Origin of the sequence: Chimaeribacter californicus (assembly GCF_002858675.1) — a bacterium.
Lineage (GTDB): Bacteria > Pseudomonadota > Gammaproteobacteria > Enterobacterales > Enterobacteriaceae > Chimaeribacter > Chimaeribacter californicus.
The window spans coordinates 86,803-105,388 of sequence record NZ_PJZF01000002.1; the positions used below are offsets into that span (position 1 = coordinate 86,803).

Annotated in this window: 13 protein-coding genes; 4 read left to right on the forward strand and 9 right to left on the reverse strand. The window is 63.6% G+C overall.

Going from position 1 to position 18,586, the window contains the following annotated elements:
* Positions 1-57 precede the first annotated feature (57 nt).
* Both erpA and clcA read right to left on the reverse strand, forming a co-directional pair.
* Positions 58-405 carry an iron-sulfur cluster insertion protein ErpA gene (erpA, locus tag CYR55_RS03435; RefSeq protein ID WP_072928938.1) on the reverse strand — a complete coding sequence of 116 codons (348 nt, stop codon included), beginning with the start codon at positions 403-405 and terminating at the stop codon, positions 58-60.
* Between the two features lie 84 nt (positions 406-489).
* Entirely contained in the window at positions 490-1,932 is a 1,443-nt protein-coding gene (gene clcA / locus CYR55_RS03440; RefSeq protein WP_420912718.1) for a H(+)/Cl(-) exchange transporter ClcA, read from the reverse strand.
* A gap of 232 nt (positions 1,933-2,164) precedes the next feature.
* Here clcA and hemL point away from each other — a divergent pair, with 232 nt between their 5' ends.
* Positions 2,165-3,454, forward strand: coding sequence for a glutamate-1-semialdehyde 2,1-aminomutase (gene hemL, locus CYR55_RS03445; RefSeq protein ID WP_101814767.1), 1,290 nt, complete (start codon positions 2,165-2,167; stop codon positions 3,452-3,454).
* Positions 3,455-3,529: 75 nt separating this feature from the next.
* Here the strand turns inward: hemL and fhuB are convergent, their stop codons facing one another.
* The 7 genes from fhuB to hrpB form a co-directional block, all read right to left on the reverse strand.
* A complete protein-coding gene (gene fhuB, locus CYR55_RS03450) occupies positions 3,530-5,518 on the reverse strand; it encodes a Fe(3+)-hydroxamate ABC transporter permease FhuB (protein ID WP_101814768.1) in 1,989 nt (662 codons plus the stop codon).
* On the reverse strand, positions 5,515-6,408 hold the full coding sequence (gene fhuD / locus CYR55_RS03455; RefSeq protein ID WP_101814769.1) for a Fe(3+)-hydroxamate ABC transporter substrate-binding protein FhuD: 894 nt from the start codon (positions 6,406-6,408) through the stop codon (positions 5,515-5,517). The genes fhuB and fhuD overlap by 4 nt, the downstream gene beginning before the upstream one ends.
* Entirely contained in the window at positions 6,408-7,232 is an 825-nt protein-coding gene (gene fhuC, locus CYR55_RS03460) for a Fe3+-hydroxamate ABC transporter ATP-binding protein FhuC (protein ID WP_101814770.1), read from the reverse strand. The genes fhuD and fhuC overlap by 1 nt, the downstream gene beginning before the upstream one ends.
* 102 nt (positions 7,233-7,334) lie before the next feature.
* A complete protein-coding gene (gene fhuA / locus CYR55_RS03465; RefSeq protein ID WP_420912719.1) occupies positions 7,335-9,536 on the reverse strand; it encodes a ferrichrome porin FhuA in 2,202 nt (733 codons plus the stop codon).
* Positions 9,537-9,766: 230 nt separating this feature from the next.
* A complete protein-coding gene (locus CYR55_RS03470) occupies positions 9,767-11,164 on the reverse strand; it encodes a CBM96 family carbohydrate-binding protein (protein WP_101814772.1) in 1,398 nt (465 codons plus the stop codon).
* A gap of 169 nt (positions 11,165-11,333) precedes the next feature.
* Positions 11,334-13,916: a bifunctional glycosyl transferase/transpeptidase gene (gene mrcB, locus CYR55_RS03475; RefSeq protein WP_101814773.1), complete on the reverse strand. Its 2,583-nt coding sequence runs from the start codon at positions 13,914-13,916 to the stop codon at positions 11,334-11,336.
* A 181-nt stretch (positions 13,917-14,097) separates the two neighbouring features.
* Positions 14,098-16,563, reverse strand: coding sequence for an ATP-dependent helicase HrpB (gene hrpB / locus CYR55_RS03485; protein ID WP_165699518.1), 2,466 nt, complete (start codon positions 16,561-16,563; stop codon positions 14,098-14,100).
* 88 nt (positions 16,564-16,651) lie between these two features.
* Here hrpB and thpR point away from each other — a divergent pair, with 88 nt between their 5' ends.
* From thpR to dksA, 3 genes are all read left to right on the forward strand, one after another.
* Positions 16,652-17,179, forward strand: coding sequence for an RNA 2',3'-cyclic phosphodiesterase (gene thpR, locus CYR55_RS03490; protein WP_101814775.1), 528 nt, complete (start codon positions 16,652-16,654; stop codon positions 17,177-17,179).
* Positions 17,180-17,197: 18 nt separating this feature from the next.
* On the forward strand, positions 17,198-17,905 hold the full coding sequence (gene sfsA / locus CYR55_RS03495; protein WP_101814776.1) for a DNA/RNA nuclease SfsA: 708 nt from the start codon (positions 17,198-17,200) through the stop codon (positions 17,903-17,905).
* Between the two features lie 191 nt (positions 17,906-18,096).
* The gene (gene dksA, locus CYR55_RS03505; protein WP_072928917.1) at positions 18,097-18,552 is read left to right on the forward strand and encodes an RNA polymerase-binding protein DksA; all 456 of its coding nucleotides are present in this window, start codon (positions 18,097-18,099) and stop codon (positions 18,550-18,552) included.
* Positions 18,553-18,586: the final 34 nt, after the last annotated feature.

An 18,586-nucleotide genomic window follows, 5' to 3' on the forward strand; every position in this document is an offset into this window, starting at 1 on the left:
ATAAAAAACCCGTCTGCCACCGGCACACGGGTTTTTTTCTGCCCGGCGTTGGCCGCGTCAGATGCTGAAGGACGAGCCGCACCCGCAGGTGGTTTTAGCGTTCGGGTTGGTCACGATAAAGCGCGACCCTTCCAGCCCTTCGGTGTAGTCCACGGAACCGCCCACCAGGTATTGCAGGCTCATCGGGTCTACCACCAGCGCCACGCCCGCTTTCTCAATGGTCATGTCACCGTCGTTGATCTGATCGTCAAAGGTGAAGCCATACTGGAAACCGCTGCAACCGCCGCCGGTAATATAGACCCGCAGTTTCAGGTTCGGGTTCTCTTCGTCAGCAATCAGGTTTTTCACCTTGTGTGCTGCTGCCTCGGTAAATTGCAGGGGCAGTGCTACGACGTCATCACTCATTTTTATCTCCAACCAGTTTTGCTTCAGGGTGCACCATTAGCCGCCTGAATAATACCCTGATTATCTAATAGCTGAGTATTCTGTTCAAGTATTCGCCGCAGGGGGGCGGTTTCCCTGAGGATTGTCAGCCGCTTGCGGCACTTTCGCCGCCTGTTCGCGGGCCTGACGTTCTAACGTGCGGGCCAGCAGGGTGGAATACAAGGGCTTACCGCCGAGAAATTGCGCCACCAGCGTCGCGCCCAGGCAGGTAATGATCATCGGCAAAATCAGCTGGTAGTTGTCCGTCATCTCCAGCACCAGCACGATGCCGGTCAGCGGCGCACGCACGGTGGCCGCAAACAGCGCGCCCATCCCGGCAATGGCAAAGGTGCCCGGCTGCAACCCATACTGCGGAAACAGCACGCCGCACGCCATGCCGAAGGCGGTGCCGGCCAGCGTGCCGAGTGCCAGCATCGGCGCGAAAATTCCGCCCGGCGCGCCGGAACAGAAGCAGAGCAGCGTGGTGATGATGCGGGTGAAAAAGAGGGTCAGCAGCATTCCCAGCGTGTAATGCCCCAGCGCCGCCTGCGGGATCAGCCCAAAACCGCCGCTCGTGGCCGCAGGCATAATCAACCCCAGCACACCGCACAGGCCGCCCAGCAGCCCGCCGGTCAGCAGTATCTTGCGTAACCGGCCGCCATGCAGCCGCTGGAACAGATCCTGGGTACGGAAGATCAGCGCATTGAACAGCACGCCGACCAGCCCGAACAGCATCCCGAGCAGCAGATAGAGCCACAGCGTGTCCATCGCCGCCGCCTGCAATTTGCCGACCTGAATCACGGACGCGCTGCCGTTGAAATACTGGTACACCACGCTTGAGGCGATCACGCCGATGAACACCGCTTTAATGGAAATCAGGCTGTAGCGGAACTGCAGGCGCATCTCTTCGATAATAAACAGGATGCCGGCCAGCGGCGCATTGAAGGCGGCGGACAGCCCGGCCGCCGCGCCGGTAGCCAGCAGCGAGTGGCGCGCCTCCGCACTTTTCAGCCGGAACAGATCCACCAGCATTTTGCCGGCGTTGCCGCCAATCTGCACCGTGGGCCCTTCGCGCCCGAGCACCATCCCGGCCCCCAGCGTGCCCATGCCGCCGACGAATTTCACCGGGATCACCCGCCACCAACGCACCGGCCGCAACTCCTCCAGCGCGCCCTCAATCTCCGGGATGCCGGAGCCACCCGCTTCCGGCGCATAGTTGCGCACCAGCAGGTAACCGCCCATCGCCAACAGTGCGGAGAGCACAAACGCCAGCGGCCACAGCAGCCACGCCTGCCCCGCTGCCGCGTGCAGCGCGCTGAGCCGCTGCTGCGTCACCCAGCCCACTGCCCGCTCAAAGCCCACGCCGAGCAGGCCGGTCACGCCGCCCACCAGCGCCGCCACCACCAGAATAGCCGCCGGGGTTTTGTCGCGCCGCAGAAAATGCCGCAGCAGGTCACTGCGCCGCAGGCGCACGGGGGAAAGCGGGCGGGTTTCGTCTTGGGTCATCATCCGGGGTCTTCCAACAGCATTGGGGAAAATAACGCGCCGGGGCGGCACGTCCCACACATCAGCGCCGGTTATCCTACCCTGCTGAACCGAGCCTGCAACAAAATGGCACGTTTTTCTCATCGCTGTGGGCCGTTCACCGCCCGGCAACGATTTCATAACGCGTGCCACTTCACTAGAATAACGGGGTTATCCTCTGCATCCACAGGATGCGAACCTTTTCAGGAGCCGATTCATGAGCCAACACAGCAAGTCCGAAAGCCTGTTCACCAGGGCGCAGAAACTGATCCCCGGCGGCGTTAACTCGCCGGTACGTGCCTTTACCGGCGTCGGCGGCGTGCCGCTGTTCGTCGAACATGCGGACGGGGCTTACCTGTTTGATGCCGACGGCAAAGCCTATATCGACTATGTCGGCTCCTGGGGGCCGATGGTGCTGGGGCACAATAACGCCGCCATCCGCGAGGCGGTGATTGAGGCGGCCTCCCGTGGCCTGAGCTTCGGCGCGCCGACCGAGATGGAAGTGACGATGGCGGAGCTGGTCACCGAACTGGTGCCGACCATGGACATGGTGCGGATGGTGAACTCCGGCACCGAGGCGACCATGAGTGCCATCCGCCTGGCGCGCGGCTTCACCCACCGCGACAAAATCATCAAGTTCGAGGGCTGCTACCACGGCCACGCGGACCACCTGCTGGTGAAAGCCGGTTCCGGCGCGCTGACCCTCGGCCAGCCGAACTCACCGGGCGTGCCGGCGGATTTCGCCAGACACACCCTGATTTGCACCTATAACGATCTGGCCTCGGTGCGGACTGCGTTCGAACAGTACCCGGACGACATCGCCTGCATCATCGTGGAGCCGGTGGCCGGTAACATGAACTGCGTGCCGCCGCTGCCGGAGTTCCTGCCGGGGCTGCGTGCGCTGTGTGATGAGTTCGGCGCGCTGCTGATCATCGACGAAGTGATGACCGGCTTCCGCGTGGCGCTGGCCGGCGCGCAGGCGCACTACGGCGTGGTGCCGGATCTCACCTGCCTCGGCAAAATCATCGGCGGCGGGATGCCGGTGGGTGCGTTTGGCGGCCGGGCTGACGTGATGGCTGCGCTGGCCCCGACCGGGCCGGTGTACCAGGCCGGTACGCTCTCCGGCAACCCGATCGCCATGGCGGCCGGTTACGCCTGCCTGACGCAGATCGCCCAGCCGGGCACCCATGAAACCCTGGCCGAGCTCACCGAGAGCCTCGCCACCGGCCTGCTGGCGGCAGCAAAAGAGGAGAACATCCCGCTGGTGGTGAACCGCGTCGGCGGCATGTTCGGCATCTTCTTCACCAACGCCGAGCGCATCACCTGCTATCAGGATGTGATGGGCTGCGACGTGGAACGCTTCAAGCGCTTCTTCCACCTGATGCTGGAGGAAGGCGTCTACCTGGCGCCGTCCGCCTTTGAGGCCGGGTTTATGTCACTGGCGCACACCCAGGAAGATATCCAGCGCACCATTGACGCCGCCCGCCGCTGCTTCGCGCAGCTCTGAGCATCACGCCATTAAAAAAGGGGCCATCCGGCCCCTTTATTGTTTTTGCGCTCTGCCCTGCCCTACCGTTTTGAACTACGCGGCCTGCTTGCGCAGCAGGTAGATAAAGTACGGCGCGCCGATAAAGGTCGCCAGCAGCCCGGCCGGGATCTGGTTCGGGAACAGCAGCATCCGCCCACCCCAGTCCGCCAGCAGCATCAGCATGCCGCCCAACAGGGAGGCCATCACCAGCTGCGGCCCTGCCCGGCGAAAGCCCATCATGCGCGCCATGTGCGGGGCCATCAGCCCGACAAAGCTCAACGGGCCGATGGTCAGCGTGGCTACCGCCGTCATCACCGCCGCCAGCAGCATAATCACCAGCCGCGTTGGTGCCAGCGCCAGCCCCACCGAACGCGCCGTGGCACTGCCCAGCGGCAGGATCACCAGCCAGCGGCGGCAGAACGGCGCCAGCGCCAGCAGGAGAATGCCCATCAGCGCGCTGTGCCACGCCTGCGTTGGCGTCACGGAGTAGGTGGAGCCGGAAATCCAGGTCAACAGGCTGCCCATCCGCGGGTCGCCGCTCGCCATCAGCAGGGTAATCAGCGTGGTGAACGCGGTGCTGAGGCCAATCCCTGCCAGCAGCATCCGCGCCGGGGAGAAATTGCCGCGCGCCGTCACCAGCATAATGATCATCAGCGTGCCTGCCGCGCCCAGGCTGCCCGCCGGCAGCAGCCAGCCGAAGGCGTCCCCCGGCACCAGAAACAGCATCAGCACCACGCCGAATGCCGCGCCGGAGCTGATACCCAGCACTTCCGGGCTGGCCATCGGGTTGCCGGTCAGCTTCTGCATCAGGGTGCCCGCCGCGCCCAGCATCACGCCCGCGGCCAGCGCCGCCATTACCCGCGGCATCCGCCACGGCAGGAGTTGCGTGAACAGGTCGCCGTGCGCCCAGGCCCAGCCGTTCATGTCGCGGCCAAAAGCCAGCGCCACCCACAGCCCGGCCAGCAGGCAGAGCAACCCGCCGCCGACCCACAGCGGCAGGCGCGCACGCTCTGCCGGCACGCTGCCGCCCTGCGCCATCGGCGGCGGTGCAGTGCGGTGGCGCAGGCGCGGCAGCAGCCATAACAGCAGCGGCGCACCGACCAGCGCCGTCGCCGCCCCGGTCGGCACATCCTGCCAGACGTGGCTGAGCCACAGCATGATCTGATCCGTCAGCCACAGCAGCAGCGCGCCCAGCAGGGGCGCCAGCAGCAGGCGGCTCACCAGGCGGCGCGCGCCGAGCAGCGTCGCCAGCAGCGGCGAGAACAGCCCGACAAAGCCAATCACCCCGACGGCGTTCACGATCTGCGCGCTGAGCACAATCGCCACCCCGAGCGCACAAAGCCGTGCGGTAGAGAGCCCCAGCCCGAGGTTACGGGCGATGCCGTCATCCAGCCCCAGCAGCGTCATCGGCCGCAGCAGCAGCAACGCCAGCACCAGCGCCAGCACCAGCCGCGGCCACAGGAAACCGGCGATATGCCAGTCTTGCTGGTTGAGCGCGCCGCTGCTCCAGAGGAACAGGCTCTGTAGCTGATCGTAATTAAACAGCGCCAGCAGGCCGTTGACCGCCCCGCAATAGAGGCTGAGCACCAGCCCGGCGAGGATCAGCGTCACCGGCGACATGCGTTTGCCCCAGGCGACGCCGAACACCAGCACGCCAATCAGCAGCGCCCCGGCCATCGCCGCAAATTGCTGCGTCAGGAAGCCGCCCGGCATCGGCCACAGGGTAACGATCGCCAGCCCGAGCTGCGCCCCGGCCGACACCCCCAGCGTGGCCGGTTCCGCCAACGGGTTACGCAATACCTGCTGGAACAGCACCCCGGCCAGCGCCAGCCCGGCCCCGGCCAGCAGCGCCACCGTGATGCGCGGCAGCAGGCTGTAGTGGAACACCATCTGGCGGACGTCATCTGCATCCGGGTGCCAGAACCCGTCCGGCCACAGCGAAAGCGGCAGTTGCCAGCGCAGGTTATAGCCGCTGAGCGCCAGACAGGCGGCGATCAACAAGCTGAAGGTCAGGAGCGCAATGGCAGGCGTACGGCGGGTCATGAGCGGCCTCCCAGCGCGTGCGGCAACAGGCGGCAGAAGCGCATGGCAGAGAGCGTGGTGCCGTAGAACCAGGTGGCGGGCAGGTCGGTTATCACGCCGTCGCGCGCCAGCGGCAGCGACTGCCAGAGCGGCGTGGCGGTGATCTCATCACGCAGGCGGCGGTCGCCGTGATCAAAGCAGAGCGCATGGGCCGGTTTCACGGCAGAGAGCTGTTCAATCCCCACGATCGCACTGCCCCAGAAGTTGGTGTCGCCGGGCCAGGCGTTGGGGACGCCCAGCTCATCCAGAACATTCATAAACAGGCTGCCTTTGCCGAACACCAGCACATGGCGGGCGTCGAGGAATGAGAACAACAGCACCGGGCGGCGGGCGGCGGGCAGTTGCGCCCGCGTCTGCGCCATCAGTGCATCAAATTCCGCCAGGTGGCGGCCGGCGGCAGGCCGCAGATCGAGCCGTTCTGCCAGTTGCTGCAACGCGCGGCGCGCCAGCAGCAGCGGCGGCTGTTTGCCGTCGTAAAAGGCGAAGCCCATGGAGGGCGCAATACGCTGCAACGCGTCCGGCGACGGGCCATACCCGGCAGAGAGCAGCAGCAGCGACGGCCGCAGCTGTTGCAGCAGCTCCAGGTTCGGCTCAATGCGGCTGCCGACATCCACCACCTCCGGCGGCAGCGCCGGTTCTTTCACCCACAGGCGGTAGTTGTAGGTGTCTGCAACGCCCAGCGGGGGCACACCGAGGGCGAGCAGCAGCTCGGTCGGCGCCCACTCCAGCGCCACAATTCTGGCCAGATCCGGGCGGGCGGCCGCCAGCGACGGCCAGGCAGCAAGCAGCGGCGAAAGCGCCAGCGCCTGTAACAGGCGACGGCGCGTGGTGTCAGGTTGGTCACATTTCATCAGCAGACAAAGCTCACCGGGGCACCGCCGCCGGGGTGCGGCAGCACGCCCATCGGGATACCGTAAATTTTCTCCAGCACCGGCCCCTGCATGATCGCCAGCGGGCTGCCTTCGGCAATCATCTGCCCTTCACGCAGCGCGATCAGGTGATCGCAGTAGCGCGCCGCCACGTTGATGTCATGCAGCACCGCAATCACCGTCAGCCCGCGTTCGGCGGTCAGCCGTTTGATCAGCGCCAGCACCTCCACCTGATGCGCGATGTCGAGCGCCGAGGTCGGCTCATCCAGCAGCAGGCAGCGCGTCTCCTGCGCCATCATCATCGCCAGCCAGGCGCGCTGGCGCTCGCCGCCGGAGAGGCTGTCCACCAGCCGGTGGGCGAACGCATTGAGGCCCACCAGCGCAATCGCCCGCTCTACCGCGTCGCGATCGTGATGGCGGAAACGCCCCAGCGCGCCGTGCCACGGGTAGCGGCCAATCGCCACCAGCTCCTGCACCGTCATCCCTTCGGCGGGCGGCAATTGCTGCGGCATATAGGCCACTTCACGCGCGAACGCTTTGCTCTCCCACTGCGCCAGCGGCTTATCATTCAGCAGCAGCGTACCGCCGGAGGGCGGCTGGTGGCGGCCGAGCATTTTCAGCAGCGTGGATTTGCCGGAACCGTTGTGGCCAATCAGGCCGCAGAATTTGCCTTGGGGAAAGGTCAGCGTCAGGGGAGCGAGCAGCGTGCGCCCGGGAACAGAGAAGCTGACCTGTTGCAGGCACAGCGTGGCGTGGGAGGATGCGGCGGGCGTGCCGTCGACGGGTTGAATGTTGTTATCCTGCATAATTCCCTGTCTTGAAAACGGGCACGGCATGCCGTGCCCGAAGGTCAGTGTGATATGTCAGGGCGGCACCGGGTTCATCATGAACGCAAGGCTGTCCTTTACTCAGAAGCGGAAGGTGGCGGTGGCAACAATCTGGCGGTCACTGCCCCAGTAGCAGGCGTAATCGCGGTAGCAGCTGGAAACATACTCGCGGTCAAACAGGTTGTTGATGTTCAGCCCCACGGAGGAACCCGGCAGGCCGACGCGCGCCAGATCGTACTTCACGGTGGCGTCAACCAGCGTATAGGCCGCCACGTTGTACTGCTGGTTAGCCGCGTCAATGGTGTTGGTGGCACCGGTGTAGCGCACGCCGCTGCCGATGGTCAGGCCGCTGAGCGCCGTCTCATGGAAGGTGTAGTCCGCCCACAGCGCAGCCATGTTACGCGGCACTTCCACCGGGCGCTGGCCCTTCAGGTTGGTGTCTTTGGTGTATTCCGCGTCGGTGAAGGTGTACGACGCAGTGACGTTGATGTTGGCATTGACCGCCGCTTTCGCCTCCAGCTCCACGCCGCGCGAACGGATCTCGCCCGACTGCACGCTGAAGCTGCTGTTGGTCGGATCGGCCGTCAGGTTGTTGTCTTTGGTCAGCTGGTAGATGGCGGCCGTCAGGCTGATTGGGCGATCCTGCGGGATGTATTTCACCCCGGCTTCATACTGCTTGCCGTGGGACGGGTCGAAAGATTTGCCGGTAATGGTGGCACCGCTGACCGGCTCAAAGGATTCGCTGTAGCTGAAGTACGGCGAAATCCCGTTGTCGAACAGGTAGTTCAGGCCGCCGCGCCAGGTGAACTGCTCATCGCGGTCTTTGTCCGTGGCACCGCTGCTGCGGGTCAGCACCGTGCTTTTGGCGAAGTCATAACGGCCGCCCAGGGTCAGCAACCAGTGGTTCCACTCCGCCTGATCCTGCACATAGAGGCCGGTCTGCTCCTGACGGTTCAGGATGTGGTAGTTGTAATAGATGCTGGTCTCATCGTTGCCGTACTGCGGTGCCAGCATATTCAGGCTGGTGGCGGTGCCGTAATCTGCGTTGATGTCATTGCGCATCCGCATGTAGTCCACGCCCATCAACAGGGTATGGTCAACCTGGGCGGTAGCGAATTTGGCCTGCGCCTGGGTATCCACGTCGAAGTTGTTCAGCTTCTCGCTGGAATCCACAAAGGAACGGGTTTGCGTGGCCGGGGCAATATAGCCGGTGCCGTAGTGGCCGATATAGTGGGTGCTGAGCATGGTGTAGCGCAGGTTCTGGCGCACCGTCCAGGTGTCATTGAACGCGTGCTCGAAGCTGTAGCCCACCATTTTCTGGTTGCGGGAGAACTTGTCCTCCTGCTCACCGTCGGTGTAGTCCACCGGCAGTTTGTGCTGCTTGCCGCTGGCATCGGTGTACGGCACCACGGTGCCCTCACGCGGCAGCCAGCCGTAGTAGCCCGCTTCCGGATCGTTCTGGAAGTTGCTCAGGAAGGTAAAGGTGGTGTTGTCATCCGGGTGCCAGGTGAAGGACGGTGCGATGGCGTAACGCTTCTCCTGCGACATCGCCTGTTGGGCATCCTGGCTGCGGGCCAGCCCGGTCAGGCGGTAGCTGTACACGCCGTCGTCATCGATGGCGCCGCCGAAATCAAAGCCGGTCTGGTAGAGGTTGTCGGTGCCCATCGAGAACTGTACTTCACGCAGGGTCTCGGTGGTCGGCCGCTTGCTGACCATAGAGACCAGGCCGCCGGGGTTACTTTTGCCGTACAGAACCGAGGAGGGGCCGCGCAGCACTTCCACGCGCTCGAGGAAGTACGGGTCCATCGACACTTCGGAGTAGTTATCGCCCTGTAGTTTGATGCCGTCCAGGTACTGGTTGGTGTTGGTATTGGTGAAACCACGGATGGCGACGGCATCCAGAATGTTGGAGCTGCCGCGGCTGGCGAACACGCCCGGCGTGTAGCTCAGCGCCTCTTTTACCGTGTCCGGCTGGCGCATCTCCAGCTCGTCACTGGTGACCACTGAAATTGACTGCGGCGTCTTCACCAGCGGCGTATCGGTTTTGGTGCCGGTGGCACTCCGCTTGGCCGCCACGGTGGCTGCCGGCCCCCATGCGCTCTCCTCTGCCACATTCGGCCCGCTGCCGACCACGGTGATGGTATCACCCGTTTGTGCCGGGTCGTTCTCTGCCGCGGTGGCGGGTAATACGAACGTGCCTAACGTAACAGCAATGGCAAGGGTCACTTTCCCAAGGGGAAAGGCCGCCGGGGTCATAGTGCCTGAATGTGTGCGCATGGTCATTTCTCTGATGATGGTAAACAGGAATGTAAACGAGAATTATTATTATGAAGGCAGAATCATATTCGGATGAAATTTTAAACTCAAGCAGAAATAGGGTGCCACCGGCGGATATGCTGAAGAAATGGCCTTATGAAATACACGGCCATTTTTTATTAACCTTTTTATTGCACATAAATAAAAACCCGCAACCTACGGGTTACGGGTTTCACCATTAATTAATAGTTTGCGTATTATTTTTTAAAGCCCTGCAACATTAATATCGGGGGATTGGGGCTTTCTGCGGCACTGAACGCATACGCATGGCCTTTACGCTCGCCGCCGATGCAGAATGAAATCGTGGTCTGTTTGTTTTTAATCGCCTCTTTCACCGCCGCATCCACCGGAATATAGCGGTAAGACTGCGTGCTGTTTGCGTACAGCGAGCCGGCGGCATTGCCGTTACAGGCCGGGCGGCTGTTCCAGGTGACGCTGTGCTCGTCCCATTGGTTGCTGGTGCCGTAGAGATAAATAGTGCGGGCATTAGCATCAGAGACATTGCCGCCATACAGCCGGATTTTATACGTGAACTCCGTGTTGTTATTGATATCCAGCTCCGGCGGCCAGGCCGGAATAGTGAACTGGATAAGCCCAATCTCCTCTTTATTCTGGCTGCGGGTACCCTGCCAGTTATCCTGCACATGCAGCGTCTCTTCCCCGGCAAAATTCTTATCCGCCAGATCAAGGTTGCTGACGGTGACATCCTGCACCGCCATCTCATACGACTGCGGGATATTGGTGTCACAGGCGAGGCCGAGGTTCATACAGTGGTTCGCCATAAAATCCGCACCCTGCGCCGTCCAGCCATTCATAAAATCGCCGTGGGCGCTATAGATCGATCCCCACTGCTCCACCACCTTGCCGTTCACCATCACCGGGTCCAGCGACAACTCGACTTTGGTCATGTCGATCGGTTTTGAATGGGGAATCAGGTAGGCGATGTTCATATTCACCATCGGAATTTTGACCGGGTAAGCGGCCGGGCAGACATCATTTACCGCATAATCCGCATTTTTTATCCCCATGCCGGGGTGAAGGGTGACGCCGTCCCAGCAGTTGGGGAATTTCAGCGCAATGTTCATCTGCACGGTGCCGTCGGCCTGCGGCGGGCAACTGCTTTTGGGAATATCCGAGTAGCCCAGCCCCTGGCAGAAATAGTCCACCGCGACCTTGTTCGGGGTGGTGCCGTTGTGGGTGCCGGCCAGCAGTTGCAGCCCCACCGGGAATGGCTGGATCGGGTACTTCTCGACCTGGCTCGCCTGGTAGTAGGTTTTCTGGTACGCCGGGCGCACCACGGTGCCGTCGGGCAGCCGCAGCGAGGGCGCCCAGTAGGCAGAGTGATCGGAACTGTTGTTGCAGGTGGTGGCGAATTCCGTCACCAGTTGTTCATTGGTGGTGTAGGCGTTGGTATGGGTATTGCCGAAGAAATCATGCGACATCGCCACGCCGGGCATCCCCGGCATCATGATGGCATCATCCGGCAGGGTGTGGCTGTAGTCGCACTGGACGTTGGTCTGCCCGTTCAGGGCCTGGCTGTGAAACGGCACCAGCGCGGCCATGCCGAGCAGGGTAAAGGGTAAAAGCGGGCGCATCGGGAACTCCTTATTGTGCTGTAGGGGATCGCACAAACAGAAATACCCACGCCACGGCGCGTCAGCCAATCATCAACTCACATCGTGCATCACTGATAAGCTTGATAAAAAAAGGGTGCGATGCGCAGTGAACACGCATCACACCCGGTTATCAGTGACGGCGTCGCCGTTACTGGCCGAACATCTCCTTCAGCCAGCCCGCCATGCCGTTACTCTCTTTCTGCTCACCCTGCGGCGCCTGCTGCTGTTGCTGTTGCTGCTGTTGCATCTGCTGTTGCTGCATCTGCTGTTGCTGCTGTTGCATCTGCTGCTGTTGCGCCGCCAGGCTGGCCTGGCAGAGGCTGTCCGGGTCGCTGGTCCAGACCGGCATACTGCGCACTACGCCGCCGGTCAGGCCGCCGGTCAGCCCGCCGCCACAGACGAAGTTGCCTGCGGAGTCCACGCGCATCTCGGTGATGTCCTCCGGGGCCTGCAAGTCCAGCGGCTGCGGGGTCTCGTTGGTCAGGTAGCGGCTGTAGAGCGCCATCGCCCCGGTAGAGCCCCAGAGTTTGGACGGGCCGTTATTGTCGCGGCCGACCCAGGTGATCGCCACCTGATCGCCGTCCACCCCGGCGAACCAGCTGTCACGCAGGTCGTTGGAGGTCCCGGTTTTCGCCGCCAGGTGCAGGTTGGGGAATTTCACCGCCAGCGCCCGTGACGTCCCTTCGTTGACCACCTGCTGCATCGCGTAGAGCGTCAGGTAGGCGGCCTGCGCCGGCACGGCACGCTCCGCCTGCGGGAAGCTCTGGTAAAGCACCGAGCCATCCTCCGCGATCACTGACCGCACCGCCGACAGCGGGGCTTTGTTGCCGCCGCTGGCGATGGTCTGGTACTCCTGCGCCACTTCCATCGGCGTCAGCGCAATCGCGCCGAGCAGCATCGACGGCACCGGGTTGAGCACGTTCGGCGGCACGCCCAGCGCCACCAGCGTTTTGGTGATCTCATCCAGCCCGACGGCCATACCGAGGTTCACCGTCGGCACGTTCATCGAACGCGCCAGCGCATCCACCAGCAGCATCTGGCCGCGGAACTGGTGATCGTCGTTCTGCGGTTTCCAGGTCTGGCCGTTAGAGAGCTTCAGCGCCAGCGGCTGGTCAGCCAGCAGGGTGTTGAGGCGGTACTTGTCCGGCTGTGCCAGCGCCGTCAGGTAGGTGGCTGGTTTCGCCAGCGAGCCGACCTGGCGGCGCGCCTGCATGGCGCGGTTAAACCCGGCGAACTGCGTTTCGGCACCGCCGACCATCGCCCGCACCTCACCGGTGAAGCGATCGACCACCACCATGGCGGTTTCAATGTCTTTCAGCCCGCTCTTTTTACGCAGCAGCGGCACGCCCTCTTCCACCGCCTGCTCGGCGGCGTCCTGCGACACCGGATCGAGGGTGGTGAAGATTTTCACGCCGGAAATCTCATTGACCTTGTCGCCAAGGCGCTGTTGCAGCTCCTGGCGCACCATCTGCATAAAGGCAGGCTGCGGTGAAATCACCCCGCCTTTCGGCTGCACGCCCAGCGGGCGGGCGCTCAGCATGGTATAGAGCTCGTTGTCGATGATCTTCTGCTGCTCCAGCAGCTTCAGCACCACGTTACGCCGCTCCAGCGCCAGTGTCGGGTTGCGCCACGGGTTATACAGCGACGCCCCTTTCACCATGCCCACCAGCAGCGCCTGCTGGTCGAGGCTCAGCTCGTCCACCGGGCGGCCGAAGTAGTAGAGGCTGGCCAGCGGGAAGCCGCGGATCTGGTCGTTGCCGCTCTGCCCGAGGTAGACCTCGTTCAGGTACAGCTCCAGGATGCGGTCCTTGCTGTAGCGGCTGTCTACCAGCAGCGCCATGTAGGCTTCGTTGATTTTACGCCAGTAGGTGCGCTCGTTGGTGAGGAACAGGTTCTTCACCAGCTGTTGCGTCAGGGTACTCGCCCCCTGCACCGTGTGGCCCGCCGTGAGGTTCGCCAGCATCGCACGGCCAATCGAGTAGAAGCTGATGCCGTCATGCTCGTAGAAATGGCGGTCTTCCGTCGCCAGCAGCGTATCCACCAGCAGATCGGGGAAGCCGGCGCGCGGCACAAACAGCCGCTGCTCGCCGTTCGGCGACTGCAACATGGTGATCAGGCGCGGGTCGAGGCGGAAGAAGCCGAAGTTGCGCTGGTTGTCCATGTTCTGGATCTGCGTCAGCCGGTCGCCCTTGAAGGTCAGCTGGGCGTGGATCTGCCCCTCTTTGCCGTCCGGGAATTCAAACGGGCGGCGCAGCAGCTCAATGCTGTTGGCGTGCACGGTGAATTCACCCGGCCGGGTGATGCGCGTGACTTCGCGGTACTGCGTGCCTTCCAGCAGTGCCACCATCTCTTTCTTGCTGTAGTTCATGCCCGGCTCGAGGTTGACCATGCGGCCATACACGGCGGCCGGCAATTGCCATACCTTTCCGTCGATGCGGCTGCGGATCTGGCCGTCGAGGTAGAACCCATATACCGCCAGCGCGACCGCCAGCACAATCCCTATTTTAATCAGCAGGCCCAGCCAGCCGCGCTTCTTGCGCGGTTTGCCCGCCTTTACCTTACGTGGCATGCGTTGCTTACCTTTATTGTCATTGTCCTGTTCAGCCGAATCGGCCTCAATCTCTTCAACGTCCTCATCCCGGCGATAACGCGGCCGCTGCCGTGGAGGCTTGCGGACGGGAGGCGGCGTTCTGCCCTTACGCCCGATGGGTTCGCGGTCATCACCTGACATTGTTGTTCTCCACGCTACTGTTTTCTTTCATCATTTACATTTCCAGAGAAAAGTCGCGGCGTCCTGCGGTGGCTTTTCAGATTGCTGTGCTTATCGACGAGGCCGGGAAAGGCGCTACTCTGTTATCCGCCGCCCGGCCCGGCCAGCGGAAACATCTGAAAATCGGCGGCCACAGGGCCGGTCAGGGCTGATATTTCTTGGTGCGCCGCGTCGGCAGCGCCTGCGCCGGGTCATCCGGCCAGGGGTGCTTCGGGTAGCGCCCTTTCATCTCTTTCTGCACTTCGCGGTACGCGCCGCGCCAGAATGCGGCCAGATCGGCGGTGATCTGCAACGGCCGGTGCGCCGGGGAGAGCAGCTCCAGCACCACCGCCACCCGCCCTTCGGCCACGCGCGGGCTGGCTTCCTCACCAAACATCTCCTGCAACCGCACCGCCAGCACCGGCGGTTTTTCCGCGTCATAACGCAGCGGCAGGCGGCTGCCGGTCGGCACAGTGTAATGGCTCGGCAGCGCACTATCCAGCCGTTGCCGCTGCGGCCAGTTCAGCAGGCGGCCCAGCGCCTCGCTCAGGTTCACCTGCCGCAGGGCGCGCAGGTCACGCACCTTGCCCAGCGACGGCAACAGCCACTGTTCGAGGCCCGCCAGCAGGTCACCCTCCTCTACCGGCGGCCAGTCGCCTTCCGGCAGCCAGCGCCGGGCGCAGCGCAGGCGCAACAGCAGCTGTTCCGCCGCCGGTTCCCAGTTCAGCACGCTTAATCCCTGCTGGCGTATCCAGCCAATCAGCGCCTGTTGCAGCTCTTCGTCAGAGGGTTTTGCCAGCACCCGGGCGCGCAGCACCAGCCGCCCGATCATCTCACGCTGCCAGGCGCGCAGCGTGCCTTTTTCCTCATCCCACTCCACCGCCGCACGCCGCTCCACCAGGGCCGGCAGGCGCTCAGCCAGCGCCTCAATCTCTACCGGCAGGGCCAGCAATATGCGCGCATCGGGGCTGGTGCTGTTTTGCAACAGCGACGGGGCCACCAGCCAGCCGTGGCGGGTCAGCGCCTCATCCTGCGGCAGTGACGCGCCCAGCCCGTTAGCCAGCAGGTAGCGCCCATCGTCGCCACGCCGCTGGGCGATGCGATCCGGGAACGCCTGCGCCAGCAGCCAGCCCGCGTCGTCCGGCGTCGGTTGCCCGGCCGTGCGGCCGCTGCGTTTCGCCAGCAGCGCGGCGCGGCGTTGCCAGTGCGGTTGCGGGCGGGTCAGCCAGTCACTGAGATCCGGCGTGCCGCTGCGCGGCGGTTCTTCCAGGATCGCCGCCAGCAGGGCCGCCGTCGCCAGCGCGTCGCCGCTGTGCGCCGCCCCGGCCACCAGCATCGCCGCCAGCCGGGGTTCCACGCCGAGGGCAGCCATGCGCTGCCCGGTGGCGGAGAGCCGCCCCTGTGCGTCCAGCGCGCCGAGGCGCAACAGCAAGTCCTGCGCGGCGGCCAGCGCCGGGGCCGGGGGCGCATCCAGCCAGGTGAGATCGTCCGGCGTGCGGCAGCCCCACTGCACCAGCTCCAGCCACAGGCTGCTGAGATCGCTTTGCAGGATCTCCGGCTCACTCTGTTCGGCGGCGCGCTCCGCCTGCTCCCGGCTGAACAGGTGCAGACAAATGCCCGGCGAAAGCCGCCCGGCGCGGCCTGCGCGCTGGGTCATTGATGCCTGGCTGATGCGCTGGGTCACCAGCCGGGTGACGCCGGTGCGCGGGTCAAAGCGGGTGCTGCGCTCCAGCCCGCTGTCCACCACCAGCCGGATGCCCTCAATCGTCAGGCTGGTTTCGGCGATGTTGGTGGCCAGCACCACTTTGCGCCGCCCGGCGGCCGCGGGTTGGATGGCCTGCTGCTGTGCCGCCAGCGGCAGCGCGCCGTAGAGCGGGCAGAGATCGGTGTCTGTTGGGAGGTTCTCCGCCAGCCGCGCTTGCACCCGGTGAATTTCCGCCACACCGGGCAGGAACAGCAGCAACGAGCCGTGCTCACCCTGCAACAGCCGCCGCACCGTCGCAGCCACGCCCTCCTCCAGCCGCTCATGGCCGGCAAGCGGCTGGTAGCGCCGCTCCACCGGGAAGCTGCGCCCCTGCGAGACAATCACCGGCGCATCCGGCAACCGTGCCGCCAGCCGGGCGTTGTCGAGGGTGGCGGACATCACCAGCAGTTTCAGGTCATCCCGCAGGCCTTGCTGCACATCCAGCAGCAGCGCCAGCGCGGTGTCGGCTTGCAGGCTGCGCTCGTGGAACTCGTCGAGGATCACCAGCGAGACGCCGGACAGCTCCGGGTCCTGCTGCACCATGCGGGTCAGGATGCCTTCGGTCACCACCTCCAGCCGGGTGGCGGCGCTGGTTTTGCTCTCGGCACGCATCCGGTAGCCCACCTGCTGCCCCGGCGTTTCGCCCAGTTGCTGCGCCAGCCGGTGCGCGACGTTTTTCGCCGCCAGCCGCCGCGGTTCCAGCATGATGATGCGGCCCGGCAACCCGGCACGCGCCAGGATCGCCAGCGGCAGCCAGGTGGATTTGCCTGCGCCGGTCGGCGCGTTCAGCAACACCTGCGGGGACACCGCCAGGGCCGCCAGCAATTCCTCCACCACTTCGCTGACCGGCAGCGCCGCCTGCGCGCCCTGTGTCACCGCACCCATACCTTTCCCCTCACATCGGTTAACTTTCTCAGCCGCGCATTGTAGCATTGCGCCCGATCCCCTTTGGACAATTCATTCAGGAGCGCTTATGCCCGACTCACGCCGACTCTTTTTCGGCCTGCCGCTGCCGGATGCCCTGCAACAGGCGGCTTCCGCCTGGCGCGCCACGGCGTTCCCGGCAGAGGCCGGGCGGCCGGTTGCCGCCGCGAACCTGCACCTGACGCTGGCGTTTCTCGGCGAGGTCAGCGATCGCAAAGCGGAGGTGCTGGCGGCGCTGGCGGGCAATATTGTGCAGCCGGGCTTTACGCTTACGCTGGATGACCTTGGCCACTGGCCGCGCCCCGGCGTGGTGTGGCTCGGCACCCGCCGCGCGCCGCGCGGGCTGTTGCAGCTGGCGGCGCTGCTGCGCGCCCAGGCGGCGCGTAACGGCTGCCCGCAGAGCACGCAGCCGTTCCACCCTCATATCACCCTGTTGCGCGGCGCGGTTCACCCGGTGGCGTTGCCGCCCACGACCCCAGGCTGGGCGCTGGACGCCACGCATTTCTGCCTGTACGAATCCCGCACCGAACGCGGGCGCACCCGTTATCACGTGCTTCAGAGCTGGCCATTTACCTGAAGCCGGGCAAGGAGAGTCATGTTATTTACCCCCCCACTGCAACACGCCACCCTGATTAAGCGTTACAAACGTTTTCTGGCCGATGTCATCACCCCCGACGGGGCGCTGCTGACGCTGCACTGCGCCAATACCGGTGCGATGACCGGCTGCGCGACACCGGGTGACACCGTCTGGTATTCCACCTCCCCCAACCTGAAACGCAAATATGCCCACACCTGGGAGTTATCTGAAACGCAACAGGGGCATTGGATTTGCGTAAATACTCAACGGGCTAACGGGCTGGTGCGCGAGGCGATTGAGCAGGGGCGCATCCCTGAATTATCTGGTTACAGTCGCGTGAACAGTGAAATAAAATATGGTGGCGAAAACAGCCGTATCGATCTGTTATTACAAGCGGAAAACCGGCCTGACTGCTATATTGAGGTGAAGTCTGTAACGTTGTTGCAACATAATCGTGGTTACTTTCCTGATGCCGTGACCCTTCGCGGCCAGAAGCACCTGCGGGAGTTGCAGCAGATGGTGGCCGAAGGCCGGCGGGCGGTGCTGTTTTTCGCGGTGCTGCACTCCGGTATTCAGGAAGTGGCCGCCGCCCGCCACATCGACCCGCGCTATGCCGGTTTACTGACAGAAGCGCAAAATCAGGGGGTTGAGGTGATTAGCTATGGAGCGCAGCTTTCACCGGCCGGTATTACCCTGATGCAACCCATTCCGTTGGTATGCGAATAAAAAGCCTAAGGCCGGACAACCCACAGCACGGCTGAGGTGTGTCACGCGGCGAAGCCAAAAACGCCGCGGCTCACAGGGTTGTCAAGCAGGTGAGAGGAATAATTGCCATCTACCTTCCCATCTGTTATTTATAGCGGCCTGATTTTTCCCCACGTTGGGGATCGATAGTGCGTGTTATGAGGAGAAGCAACATGCAAGAAGGGCAAACCCGTAAAACATCCTCCTTGAGCATTCTCGCCATCGCTGGGGTGGAGCCGTATCAAGAGAAGCCAGGCGAAGAGTATATGAACGACGCCCAGCTCACTCACTTCAAGCGTATTCTTGAAGCGTGGCGCAATCAGCTCAGGGATGAAGTCGACCGTACTGTGTCTCATATGCAGGACGAAGCCGCTAACTTCCCCGATCCGGTAGACCGTGCTGCCCAGGAAGAAGAATTCAGCCTGGAACTGCGCAACCGCGATCGCGAGCGTAAGTTGATTAAGAAGATCGAGAAAACGCTGAAGAAAGTAGAAGACGAAGATTTCGGCTTCTGCGAGTCCTGTGGTGTTGAGATTGGTATTCGCCGCCTTGAAGCGCGCCCGACTGCCGACCTGTGTATTGACTGCAAAACCCTGGCTGAAATCCGCGAAAAGCAGATGGCCGGTTAAGCAACCGTATCACGACGACGGCCGCGGTGCCCCG